This window comes from Macrococcus sp. PK (genome assembly GCF_022501545.1).
In the GTDB taxonomy this organism is placed as follows: domain Bacteria; phylum Bacillota; class Bacilli; order Staphylococcales; family Staphylococcaceae; genus Macrococcoides; species Macrococcoides epidermidis.
The window spans coordinates 420,918-433,141 of sequence record NZ_JAEPRF010000002.1 but is presented as its reverse complement, the minus strand read 5'-3'; the positions used below and the strand labels follow the sequence as shown (position 1 = coordinate 433,141).

Annotated in this window: 13 protein-coding genes; 1 reads left to right on the top strand and 12 read right to left on the bottom strand. The window is 29.7% G+C overall.

The window, feature by feature from the left end; all coding sequences use genetic code 11:
- Positions 1-54 precede the first annotated feature (54 nt).
- The gene (locus JJJ02_RS02545; RefSeq protein ID WP_240837186.1) at positions 55-1,617 is read right to left on the bottom strand and encodes a recombinase family protein; all 1,563 of its coding nucleotides are present in this window, start codon (positions 1,615-1,617) and stop codon (positions 55-57) included.
- The gene (locus JJJ02_RS02540) at positions 1,604-2,185 is read right to left on the bottom strand and encodes an SANT/Myb-like DNA-binding domain-containing protein (protein WP_240837184.1); all 582 of its coding nucleotides are present in this window, start codon (positions 2,183-2,185) and stop codon (positions 1,604-1,606) included. The genes JJJ02_RS02545 and JJJ02_RS02540 overlap by 14 nt, the downstream gene beginning before the upstream one ends.
- 156 nt (positions 2,186-2,341) lie before the next feature.
- On the opposite strand from JJJ02_RS02540, the gene JJJ02_RS02535 reads away from it, so the two are divergent.
- The gene (locus JJJ02_RS02535) at positions 2,342-2,488 is read left to right on the top strand and encodes a hypothetical protein (RefSeq protein ID WP_240837182.1); all 147 of its coding nucleotides are present in this window, start codon (positions 2,342-2,344) and stop codon (positions 2,486-2,488) included.
- A 24-nt stretch (positions 2,489-2,512) separates the two neighbouring features.
- Here JJJ02_RS02535 and JJJ02_RS02530 read toward each other — a convergent pair whose 3' ends face one another.
- From JJJ02_RS02530 to JJJ02_RS02485, 10 genes are all read right to left on the bottom strand, one after another.
- A complete protein-coding gene (locus tag JJJ02_RS02530; protein WP_240837180.1) occupies positions 2,513-3,298 on the bottom strand; it encodes a hypothetical protein in 786 nt (261 codons plus the stop codon).
- Positions 3,295-3,855, bottom strand: a complete 561-nt coding sequence (locus JJJ02_RS02525) for a hypothetical protein (protein WP_240837178.1) — start codon at positions 3,853-3,855, stop codon at positions 3,295-3,297. Before JJJ02_RS02525 ends, JJJ02_RS02530 begins: the two co-directional genes overlap by 4 nt.
- 141 nt (positions 3,856-3,996) lie before the next feature.
- A complete protein-coding gene (locus tag JJJ02_RS02515; RefSeq protein WP_304653854.1) occupies positions 3,997-5,268 on the bottom strand; it encodes an N-acetylmuramoyl-L-alanine amidase in 1,272 nt (423 codons plus the stop codon).
- A gap of 117 nt (positions 5,269-5,385) precedes the next feature.
- Complete coding sequence (locus JJJ02_RS02510) at positions 5,386-5,682, bottom strand: phage holin (protein ID WP_240837176.1); 297 nt, start codon at positions 5,680-5,682, stop codon at positions 5,386-5,388.
- A 52-nt stretch (positions 5,683-5,734) separates the two neighbouring features.
- Complete coding sequence (locus JJJ02_RS02505) at positions 5,735-6,178, bottom strand: coiled-coil domain-containing protein (protein WP_240837174.1); 444 nt, start codon at positions 6,176-6,178, stop codon at positions 5,735-5,737.
- Positions 6,179-6,236: 58 nt separating this feature from the next.
- On the bottom strand, positions 6,237-6,365 hold the full coding sequence (locus JJJ02_RS13295) for a CD1375 family protein (RefSeq protein ID WP_255724757.1): 129 nt from the start codon (positions 6,363-6,365) through the stop codon (positions 6,237-6,239).
- A 49-nt stretch (positions 6,366-6,414) separates the two neighbouring features.
- Positions 6,415-6,684, bottom strand: coding sequence for a hypothetical protein (locus JJJ02_RS02500; RefSeq protein WP_240837172.1), 270 nt, complete (start codon positions 6,682-6,684; stop codon positions 6,415-6,417).
- Between the two features lie 15 nt (positions 6,685-6,699).
- Positions 6,700-8,367 carry a BppU family phage baseplate upper protein gene (locus JJJ02_RS02495; RefSeq protein ID WP_240837169.1) on the bottom strand — a complete coding sequence of 556 codons (1,668 nt, stop codon included), beginning with the start codon at positions 8,365-8,367 and terminating at the stop codon, positions 6,700-6,702.
- Positions 8,368-8,404: 37 nt separating this feature from the next.
- Positions 8,405-8,746, bottom strand: a complete 342-nt coding sequence (locus JJJ02_RS02490) for a hypothetical protein (RefSeq protein ID WP_240837167.1) — start codon at positions 8,744-8,746, stop codon at positions 8,405-8,407.
- The gene (locus JJJ02_RS02485; protein ID WP_240837165.1) at positions 8,739-12,215 is read right to left on the bottom strand and encodes a hypothetical protein; all 3,477 of its coding nucleotides are present in this window, start codon (positions 12,213-12,215) and stop codon (positions 8,739-8,741) included. Before JJJ02_RS02485 ends, JJJ02_RS02490 begins: the two co-directional genes overlap by 8 nt.
- Positions 12,216-12,224: the final 9 nt, after the last annotated feature.

Below are 12,224 nucleotides of genomic sequence, written 5' to 3'. Positions count from 1 at the left end.
TACTGTAGAGATTTTATAAAGTGACCAATAGTTAATGCAGAGATGATTATTCCCCTATAGAAAATTTACAGTTATATCAATTTCGTCTCTTGCTCTTATGTCAATTACTATTTCTGATATAATATTTTTATAGATTTTATTTAACACTTCGGGATTGTTTTCATTCTTTACATCTTCTAAAAATCTATTTACTCTACTTAATCTATCTAGTGAATCTCTGTTAGATAGTTTACTTAAACTTTGAATTTCTTTTGATAATTCTTCTTCTAACTTTTCTATTTTCTCTTCTTGTTTCATTTTTAATTGCTTACCTTCATTAGCATCATATAATCCAAAAATGAAACCCTCTTGAATTTTCTCAATAGCATTATCTATCTTTTCTATTTCTAATTTAAGATTATCTATTTTATTCTGGGTAAATTTTATTTCATCTTCTCGTGTGTCTTCTTTTAACATATTTGCTATTTTATCTTTTATAACTTCTATTGAAGCGAAGATAGATTCATGTACTAATTGCGTTTCAATTGGGATAAACTCTTCATTTTCTACTTTACCTTTATACATATTAGATAATACTAAATGTCTTGGTGATATTTCTTCAGACTTACTTTTTCTTAAAGTTAAACTTCTACCCTGTGAATCAACACATAAACCAGATAATGCATAAATTTTTCTATTATGACCATGATTAATAGTTGGATTATTAAAGTGTTTCATTATACGTTGGTATTCTTCTTTGGTAAATAAAGCTGGATGATTGTTCTCTTTCTTTTTCCATTGTGATTTATCTAGTTTACTATATGGAATACCAGATGAATAAGATTCACTATCTTTATTTCTCCATGATCCCTTACCTTTATTGTAGATATATGTTCCAGTATAAACCTCATTTTTTAAGAACTTAGCAACCCTACTTGAAAACCATTCTCCACCTGACCTTGTTCGATAACCCTCTTTATTTAATCTCCATGCTACTTCAACAGTATTAAAGTATGTTAAAAAGTAGTCTTTCATTTTAATCATTACTTCTGCTTCAGTTTCATCAGGAATTAAAAACTTAGTTTTCCTATCAATTTTATATCCATATGGTGGTGCACCATCTACCCATTTACCCATAAACCTAGCTAATCGTTTACCTTCTTTATGTCTCTTTTTAATCTGCATAAGCTCCATATTGCCAAAGAACATCTTCATTTCTAGCATCTGAGCTTGATTGGAATTATTAAGATCGTATACATCATAAGGTGATTCTTGCACAATTTTAACATTATATCTTTTAAATACACCTAAGATTGTATCTAAGTCTTTACCTTTACCACGAGAAAGCCTATCTATATCAACTACAACAACTGCATCATATAAATCTTTTCTACAATCATCTAATAATCTTTGCATTTCAATACGGTCATCTAAATTGCCACCAGAAACTATTTCTTTATAAATTGTATAGTTCCATTCATTTAATTCACATCTTGCTTTCAATCTAACTAAATGATTCTGTAAATCTTTTTCACCCTCATGCGCACGAGATTTACGAGCATAAATTGCCACTCTCTCTATTTCTTCTTCTTGTGCAACCTCTTCATAATACTCTGATGGGTTATTAATCGCAATCATTTTTTACTACCACCTTTCTAAAACTTACTTTAACACCGAATGTTCCTTCAACTAATTCCATGCTTTGAGCTTCCCATTCAAAGTCTGATACATTAATATTATTAGAATTTAAAAACCCATATATAGTTGTCTTTTTAACATTTAACTCCTTAGATAATTCTGATACAGGTTTCTTTAAGTAATTGTTAATTATATATTCTTTATTATCATCTGTTAAAACTGTTTTCATTCTACTTATATTCATTGAGGATAATCTATGTTTCATTGATTTAATGGTTCTATTAGGTAATAACTCCAATAAAACAGCCCAATCCTCATGTGCGTTATTTAGTAGTATTTCATCTTCTTCTTTAGTCCAAACTTGCCTAGTTATTGTTTTAGAAGATTTCTTGGTGATTTGTTCTTCTTTTATTTTACGTTGAATTGATCCAAACTTAGATTTAAGTTGAGTAGCTGTCCTATTTTTAAAATGGTTAGACATTTCATTGTATGTTAATCCAATCTTCTTGAGTTCTAATAACTTATTTACTTCTGCTTCAGTCCAAGAAATATATTTAGTTTTAGACATTTATACCCCTCCCAATATTTAATCCTATGCTTAATATATATCATATAAAATAATTAGTAAATAATTAAGTATTACAAAAAGTATTATTTTTGTTGACTATTATTTGTAAATATATTGTATTAAATATATCAAATAAAACTAAGGGAGATTGATATTATGAGAAATGTAAATATTGTATCAGAATATGAATTAGAAGAGGTAAAAAGAGATTTAGATCAAATGGAATCTGATTATAATGATTTAAGAGATTTTATTAAGTTAAAAGGATTAGAAGATGAATTTATGGAATTCATTGGGAATTAAACTATTTTAATAGAAGAAAAGCACTTACTCAGATTTTTGAGTAGGTGCTTTGTTTTGTTTTCTGCGTTTGATTTCATTTAAGGTCTTTAAGTGTTGTATAAAATAACCAATTACAAGAAATAGACATGTTAATAAAATTGCTGACATAATAAATGAGAAATGATAAGAAATTATTTGAACATGCAGTAAAACTGAGAATATGATTAATAAAACTATGCAACTTATAGTGGAGAAGTAAAAATACTTATTCAAATATTCAGTAGAAAAATTACTATAGTTCTCATTAAATTTAAAAAATGTAATGCTCTCAATGTTTGTTTCATATATTATTTCTTTTTTTAATAGTTCTTTACTCTCAATATTATTAGAAATATCTTTTCTTGAATTAAACTTATTAGATGCATCATGAGAACATACAAAAACATCAAATGTGCGTAAATAATATATTATGTAATTTTTACACTTATTATCATTGTAATAAAAGTAATTGCCATATTCTTTATAAAATACATTATAGATAAAGCTAATAATTAAAGAAGGGATAAATAATACAAACATAAAATATACAGCCATAAATACCATAATTTCATCTGAGTAAGATTTAGAATTTAATTTAAAAAATTCTTTCAAATCTAAATATAAAAGAAGAGTATACAATAATATAACAAATAATACTAGAGATCTATTAAATAAGTTAGATATATATTTCTTTTCAAAAACTGAGTTATAATAAAATGTTGAGACTTTAAATATTACCGTTCCTATAGAAATAATTACTGTAATAATCGTAGCTATTAGTTGAAAAGTCACTTACTAGGTCTCCCATCTCTAACTTTAGCAACATCAAATGAATCAAAGTATTCTCTTGCATCATCTTCATTATCATATTCTTTCACATCTAATTGATTACCTCTGTCATCATGTCGTATCACATAATATTTTTGAAAATCAGAAAAGAAGTATACTCTATGAATTTTGCCTTTAGCTTTAGGATCAGTTAGCATATTACCATTATTATCTACTTTGAACCGAATAACTTTTATTTCGGGTATTAAACCATTTTGTACTTCCCAATCATTAAAAAAGTTATCTAGTGCTAAGTTAACAGCTTTAGTTTTTAATCCAGATGCTAACTTACGTTCTCTATTTCTATCAGCTTCAGATAACTTATTATCTCCAAATGAGCTATTTTTTGCGTGTTTAATTTCTAAACTCGCTTGTAAACTTTCTAATCTTTCAATATTCTTTTCATCAATTAAAAATGTTTGTCTTTTATGAGTATCTTTAATATTGAATAATGCACGATTCATTTCATATTTTAATATTTGCTGTTTGATATTAATTTCATCCATGTTATCACCATCCAATAAATTATATATTATGGCAATATCATATCACAAAAATAATACTTAGATACTAAATGAAGACATAAAAAAAGGCTCATAATCATATATTGATTATGAGCGTTTAGTAGTTTTTATATTATTTATACCATTATCCACTAATGGTTATTTCTTAATTATAAGTATTTGATCTATAAAGATTCTATCTGATTTTAAACCATTTAGTTTCTTTAAGTAATCAACTGTTATTTTATATGTATTAGCAATATCCCAAAGGGTATCATCTTTTTTGACTTTGTATGTATGCTTATATTTAGGTTTAGCCTTAGCAACCTTCTTAACTGGTTTTGATTTAACTTTAGGTTGTACCTTAGTTTTCTTTTTAGCAACTTTCTTTGTAACTTTAACTGGTTGAGTTGATACACCTTTAATTGATTCACCATGTATAGCTTCAGCAATTGATTTAGTGAATATTTGAATGTTCTTCTTGATATAATCCATATCTTTCTTAGATGAAATAAAGCCTAATTCTACTAATCTGTAGTTTAGATTTAATTTTTTAGCAACATTCACATTTAATAAGTTATCTCTAGGATCAATATTACGGATAGTACCAACATGTGTTTTCAATGCATTTTGAATACCAATATCAATTTTATCAGCTTTTAAATCAGTTCCGATAATAACATGACCACCTGAAACTGATGTATTAGTTGATGCATCTAAATGAAACTCAACAATTACATCATACTTTTGCTTAGCTACCCAATACATACCATACTTATGATAATTATTAGAATCAACATAGATACCGTATTTAGTATCTTGAAATAAATCTTGATTCATAGAGTTACCACCATAGTATGAAACAGTATGACCAACCTTTTTTAAATACTTTGCTACATTAGGAACTACAAATGTTCTAATAAAATCACGTTCATTAGTGTTATTGCCTACAGCTCCACTATCATTAGATTGATAGCCTTTACCATGACCAGCTACAAGTAATATATTAAGTTTTTTAGGTTTAACTTTACCTGTTATTGTTTTAACCTTTTTAGAACCTTCAATTTTAGCATCTTCATAAGGCGGTCTTATTACACCCCAGAAACCATTATAATTATGTTTAACAATCTCAGCTGGTACTAGTCCATCACCATTGCCAGACCAATTTTGATCTACTGAGATAAAACTCATTAAATCACCATCTGGATTACCATTAACAATAATTGCTGTATGTCCATAAGTTCCATTAGTCCATATAGCAATATCTCCAGCTTGAGGTTCAAATGATGCTGTATTTTTTATACGTTGCCAATTTGATGGTATTGGTGAATATACTAAGTCCTTTGCACCATTACCAGTTAACCAATGTCCAAAGAAACCATGTGATATTTTCTGAGTAAGGTCAAAAACATTGGCTGTTAAATCTTCCATCATAATCTATACTTTGTTTGTTCTTAGCTAATTGCATTACATAATTAACTATATCTGTACTTTTTACCATTAAGCCATCCCTCTCTTTCTAAATCAAATAAAAAAGAGACACTCTAATTAAAGAGTGCCCCCATGTGTATCATCAAAATGGTTTATTACTGGTGTGCTTCCAGTTGCTTTGTTATATTTCTTTTCTGCTTTATATTTATCTAATTTTGCTTGTGCCCAATGAGCTTCAACAGTAATATTATTGTTTTTATACCATGTCCAAGTATTCACAATAATCATTAAGACAATACTAATTTCTTGTTCATTTACGGGAATCGGTGAAATTCCTATTGTTGCTAAATACATATTGACCCATGTTAAAATCATTACAACAGTTCTAACAACAGTTTTTGTGTCTATTTTCATATGTGTGCTCCTTTACTTCTATAAATGTTACTTACAATATCTAAAGAATAAATTAGAATAAGAATGGTAAAAATATTGAGATACCAGCAATCATTTTCCAGAATGAACCTATAATCATAAGAATGATTGAAATTACAAAACCTGCTATAGTCCTAGATTTCCATTTATCATTTTCTTTTAGTTCTTTCGCTAGTTCAGTAAAATCTCTTACATTCGTTTTCAGTTCATTTTGCATATCCTTTTGCATTAATGTTTGTTGATATTGTGCATCAGTAAGCTTATCTATTTTGTCATATAATTTATCACTTTTCTCTTTTTGGTGTAACTCATTATCTTTTAATATTTGCTTAATATCTTGCTGATTCTTATCAACTTTTTCCATGATATTTTTTTCGTTATTATCAATCTTGTCATCTAATTCTTTTAAAGTAGACTTGATCTCTTTCATTTCATTTTCAATTGTAGTAACTCTTTGTTTTAATACTTCCATGTTCATAAGTGCCTACTTTCTACTACCAAATAAAAAGCCACTCAGTTAAGAGTGACTAATGTAATTATTCAGCTAATTCTGGTAAACCAGCTTCAATTAAAATTTCTTTCACTTGTGGTTTAAGTGACTCTGGACAACGCTCAAAAGTATATTTACCTTGAACAATACGATTAGCAATTAATAATGCCATCATTAAAGTATCTCCTTTCAAAAATTTATTTATAATAAAAAGCACTATAAAATTAAGATAGTGTTTCAAAAATCTCAATCATAGCACCCTCTAAAGCATCAATACGTTCAGTATCCGATATTAATGTTGTTACTTTATTCAATTCATCTAGCTCATCTTGTGTGATAGTCTCGATCCATTGTTCACCATCAAATTTAGGTCTATATAAACCATCTGGTGGTGCAATGTCAGTAAATTTTTCTGGTAATATTTTATTATTACTTTCTACAACATCAACACCAATAAACAAATGGTTATCATCATATAAATAAATTTGTTTCATAGTTTATTATCTCCTTTAGACACGGAACATGAACTGTCCACGGATATTGTGACCTTGTTGTAATCCTTTAGCTACTGTAACCCCATTAAATACGTTACCTACATTGAAAAATGCATCAGCTTGACCAACTGAACTGTTATAGAATAAATCTGGTAAGTAAGCCATTGGTGGTAAATATCCTTGTGGCAAACTAGCTACTACCGTATTTAACCCTGTTGATGAACCTACTGTTATATCTACATTAACAGTGACAATATTAAAGCCATCTTTACAATATTTAACTGTACCCGTAAAACCATTGCTTAAGGTTGCATTAATCCATGCTGGTGCTGAGACTGAGCCACTACTTCCACCACTAGTTGGTAAAGAGTTAATTTTATCTTGAACTGTTGTACCATCAGACATTAATACTTGTGATGCTGTATGAGTATGTGAAGTACTTGCTTTACCATCTAAAACAGTTTGTAAATTAGTAACATCTCCAATAGCATGTGAATGAGCAGTATTTGCTTTCTTAGACATTTCTGTTGAGAAGTCTGTAATTTGAGAAGTGGTATGTGTATGACTTGTCGGAGCTTTACCATCTAAAGTGTTTTGTAAATTAGTTACATCACTTATTGCATGATTGTGTGTAGTTGATGCTTTGCCATTTAATGTTGTCTGTAAGTTTGTTATATCAGAAATAGCATGGATATGACCTAATTTACTATAAACTGTATCATGGTTATGACTTGCTAAAGCTTTTCCATCTAAAGTAACTTGCAAATTAGAAATATCACCAATAGTATGAGTATGAGCTTTAGGAGCATAAGTTATACTAGCATCTGCTGACTTCAAGTAAGCTGATAAATCTACTGTACCACCAGTTTGTGCAGTAGTAATCTTATTATCAATTTCAGTCTTAGTATAAGTACCAATATCTGAAGCTGTATGTGTATGTGTTTTAGGTGCATAATAACCGTCACCCTGAGTCTTAGTTAAATACTCACTATGTGTATGAGAAATAGGTGCATACTTAGTATCTAATGTAGCTGTTTTATCGTAACCAGTCATATCTACAGTACCAGTTGATGTTTCACCTTTTAATGCATACTTACTATCTGACTCAGATTTAGTATAAGAAGCTCCAACTTTTGCATAGCTTGATAAATCTACAATTGAACCTTTTATTTCAGCTTTCTGCTCATCGGTTAAATCTTCATATTTTAAAGACTCACCTTTAAATAAGTGAGCATTTACTGTCATGATTTCTAAAATCTTATCACCTAGAATATCAATATCAATAACTTTAGCCACATCTTTTTCAGTTCCACTATCACCAATGTCAAATGAGAAATTAGCAACGTGTACACTATCTGTTGGTGACTCTAAGAATAATTTAGCGTTCATACGTCCAACGTGTTTCACAATTTCTGGTGACACATAATATTTAATAAAGCCCTCAGTTGCACTTACAACTGTTAAAGGCTCATCTAAAAATACTGATCCATCTTCAGCATATAGATTTAACATTGGTTTCATTGTGATTGTAGATAAATCTAATACTTGACCGTTGTTTTTGATATAGATACCAATAGATGCTGTATTTTCATCTTCACTATAGAATTTAGCTCCAATGTTACCTACATTAACATCTGTGACACGTATGTCAGTTGCAATATCTTTATTTTTAAAAATTGCCATATTTGTTAGCTCCTTGTTAATAATTTAAAAAGAGCAATTAAAGAACTGTCTCAATCAGCTCTAAAATTGCACCCTCTAGTGTTTCTATTTTTGCTTTTAAATCAGCTATTTCATCATCTTTAGACAAGCTAATAAATTGTGATTTATCTAATGCTTGAGATAGTATATCTGTAATATCTTGATACTCTACAATCTCAATTAAGTCATCAAAAAAAGCAATGCTAAAAGCACTGCCTTTCATGTCTATTTTTCCATAGTTGTCTGAATAGAACTCATAATTTTTAAGATTATTTTCAGCATCTTCTTGTTTAAATTCAGTAACATTGTCAATTATAGTTACTGCTAAATTTTCATCATTGTATAAAACTAATTTAGACAACGTAAGTCACCTCAACTTTCAAAGTTGGTTTCATTGCCATGTATTCATACTGACTTGAGCTATCTGTATTAACTGCAAAGCCTTTCCATGCTGTTTGATTTATCATAGAACCAAATACGCTAGTTACATCAACCCATTTAGTTTCACCCATTGATAACATGATAGCTTTAGATTGGGTAGCGTTACTTGTTGCTGGTGCTGTACTTGGTTTAGTTCCGTAAGTGTGCATACGTAAAGTAGCTTTTCTACTACCTGTATAACCTTGCATATTAACACTTGAACGACCAATATATACTCTAACTTTCTTGATTTTTTTACCAACAAAACGGTCAAATTGAGTTCCAAAGAACCAAAAGCCCATACGCTCACCATAAGGTGACCATGTACCTTGAATTGGATAGCCTTTCATAAATGCACCATTCCAACCTAAGTTACCATACGATTTATAGTAATGACCTGCTGAACTACTTGTTAAAGTAACTGTTTTAGTCGTTGGTGGTGGTGCTACTGCTGTTGAATTACTTGTAGTAGTAGTTGTAATAGAACCATTAATGAATGAACCACCAAATACACTAGTTGATGTTCCAGCTTTAATTTTAACGGTACTACATTCAACTTGAGATGCATAAGCTGATACAATACCAAAATCATTCGCATATAAATTAACATCTTTAAGAAATGCATTTGAACCACTTGCACATGTCATACCTCTTGAAACGTTTGAGCTTTCACCTGTACGCCATTCAAAGTATGCATTACGTGATATTGTTACTGCTTGTTCTCCACCACCAGCTCCATTAATATTTACATTAATAGCATTAACACTTGCACCGTTGACAACAATTCCAGTGGTTCCTCTTTCAGTTTCTATAAAAACATTTTGAATATAGTTATCAATGGTATTACCTGCAAAGATAAAAGCTATTGAATTTCTGACTTGTCCAACACTAGGTGAACCTGTTGAAGTACATCCAGCAAAAATGATTTTACCTTTTCCCATGTAGCCTTTTACCTCAATTAATTCTGCACTATCTAAACTTCTTAAATAAATAGTACATTCACCGTTGTAAACAGTCGGTATTTCTTCTAAAGCACGTTCTACCGTTGCAAAGGCTGTATCTAAAGTTAAACCATCGTTCTCATTGTCACCAACATTTGATACATAGAAAGTCATATTTTCTGATGATTGAATAACTATGTCTTTATTTTCAATCTTCTCAACTCTTAAAGTACCAATAGACAACTCAGATGCTGTAGCTTGTTCAGTATCTAACCCAAAAAAGACTTCATTATTAGCATTTTTAATTTCAATCTTCCCAGACTTATCTTCCCCACCAATTTTAAGGTCTGATACACGTACCAAACCATCTTGCATGTATACATCACCAACTAAGTTGATAGCATTTGATTTGATTTTTATATTGGATGGATCAACAGCAACAGATGAAATTAATCCATCAGCACTACTTGTAATATTAATACCGTCAGCCACTAGTTTAATTGAACTTACAGCTTCTTGTAATGTCTTTAATTGTGTATTTAATTTACTATTAGACACCTCTAAATTAATAGCTTTACTAGATTGTTCAATTGCTGACTTGTTAGCATCTATTTTCTTCACTAATCCAGATTGGTCAGTTGAATACGTTCCACTATCAACATATTTACCAACTAAATCTCCTTGTACTTTTTCTGATATTTTTAGATACTCAGCATCTGTTATATTAATATCACCAGTTAATGTAAGGTTTTCTGGATTATATATTAGCCCTGTTGCATTAGCGACCTCTTGAAATATTTTAGATACTTTTTCATCAGTATATTGTGATTGAAGTAAATTAAATCTAGCATCAATTGACTCTTGAGCATTTGCTTGAGCAATATTAAACTCTTTTATTTTAGTTCTAAAGTCACCAATAGCTAACTGTAATGAATTTAAGCCACTCATTGTTGCTGTGTCCACAGTCATACTTGAATCAGCTGATTTCATAGATAAAAAAGAGCCCTCAAGATTATCAAAGGCTACTTGTAATGCATTTTTAACTGTTGTATCTACTAAATACTCATTAGATAATAATTGAGTAACTAGCGTTTGAATTTTAGTATACTCAACAAATAAATTTTCATATATTTCATGTAAATTTGTATATAAAGTTTTCTCTTTTTTAAGACCACCGATACTTTCAACATTATTAGGTGTTTGATTGTTCCAACTACCGTCTTTGTATTCTCTTAATACAGCAACATCACTAACACTATTGTCATACCATAAAGTGCCATCTGTAGCATCTGGTGGTGGTGTACTTCCTGTGTGAATTTTAGATTTTTCAACAATAGTATTAACATTATTAATACTATCATTTAATTTAGTAGTTAACTGTGAACGTATAGAATTGAAATAACTTCTTAAACTAGACTCACTAAATTTTTTAACTGATCCTAATACCAATTCTTTTGAGTTATCATCAAATATATCACGTTGTACAGCTTTTACAGTAGCTTCTAAATAGAAATGAGGTGTGTATGTTACATCTCTAACACGTACTCTATCACCAAAATTAGCTGTCATTCCAAGCTGTGATACTATATCAATTGCTTGTACTTCATATTCTACAGCTTGGTTAATGCGTTTCTTTAATTCACGTTTACCGATTGATTGCATTTTTGAAATTGTCATTGCTGACTTATCATTAGTTTCAATGTTATAAATATCCCAGCTGAATTTACCATTATTGCCCCAACGGTCTCTAGCTTCATCATCATATACTTTAGTGACCAATGGATTACCTTTTGAGTCTTGTGAAGTTACTAATAATGCTGTAGCTAATTCACGAGTATTCTCTTTTTGTTTGATTGTAGTAATGTCTTTACCACGTACAAGCTCTTTACCTGTGAACTCTGTTAAATCATCTGGTACATTCATATGAACATATCTACCAATTATCTCATTCCCACTAGTTTCAATAGTCACATCAAATTGTAAGTCAGTTATTTCTTCAATTTTCAAGAGTAGGTCATAAGGTCTTGTATATTCAGTTGTAACTAAATCAATAAACCCATCATATTCAATATGTCCTTTTTCATAACCTGTAATTGATAATGCATATGTTACAGCTTCATCTACAGTCACATTATTTAAATTAACTGGTGGTAATGGTTCACTATTTCTTGCTAAATCATCTAACCATGCACCATCACATTGGACAAAAATTTCTTGTTCACCAGTTTCTTTGTGCTTAATTACAAATTCTCTATATTCACCTTTACGAACATCTGGAATAAGAACCCTATTCTGATTATGAAAATCATCTAAAAATTTATACGGTACTGTAAAATCAAATGTCTCACTATGCTCATCTCTATTTCTAGCATGAACATTGTTTAATACCATCATCTGTTTTGAGTTGTTAGTGTAATAGCCTGTAATTTCTTCTGTATTTCTATTTAAAATGTGTATACCAACTGCCATTGTGTAACT

Coding starts and splice junctions, on each gene's coding strand:
- JJJ02_RS02510 (WP_240837176.1), bottom strand. CDS start 5,682: ATGAAAATAGACACAAAAACTGTTGTTAGAACTGTTGTAATGATTTTA.
- JJJ02_RS13295 (WP_255724757.1), bottom strand. CDS start 6,365: ATGATGGCATTATTAATTGCTAATCGTATTGTTCAAGGTAAATATACT.
- JJJ02_RS02485 (WP_240837165.1), bottom strand. CDS start 12,215: ATGGCAGTTGGTATACACATTTTAAATAGAAATACAGAAGAAATTACA.
- JJJ02_RS02495 (WP_240837169.1), bottom strand. CDS start 8,367: ATGGCAATTTTTAAAAATAAAGATATTGCAACTGACATACGTGTCACA.
- JJJ02_RS02545 (WP_240837186.1), bottom strand. CDS start 1,617: ATGATTGCGATTAATAACCCATCAGAGTATTATGAAGAGGTTGCACAA.
- JJJ02_RS02535 (WP_240837182.1), top strand. CDS start 2,342: ATGAGAAATGTAAATATTGTATCAGAATATGAATTAGAAGAGGTAAAA.
- JJJ02_RS02500 (WP_240837172.1), bottom strand. CDS start 6,684: ATGAAACAAATTTATTTATATGATGATAACCATTTGTTTATTGGTGTT.
- JJJ02_RS02540 (WP_240837184.1), bottom strand. CDS start 2,185: ATGTCTAAAACTAAATATATTTCTTGGACTGAAGCAGAAGTAAATAAG.
- JJJ02_RS02505 (WP_240837174.1), bottom strand. CDS start 6,178: ATGAACATGGAAGTATTAAAACAAAGAGTTACTACAATTGAAAATGAA.
- JJJ02_RS02515 (WP_304653854.1), bottom strand. CDS start 5,268: ATGGAAGATTTAACAGCCAATGTTTTTGACCTTACTCAGAAAATATCA.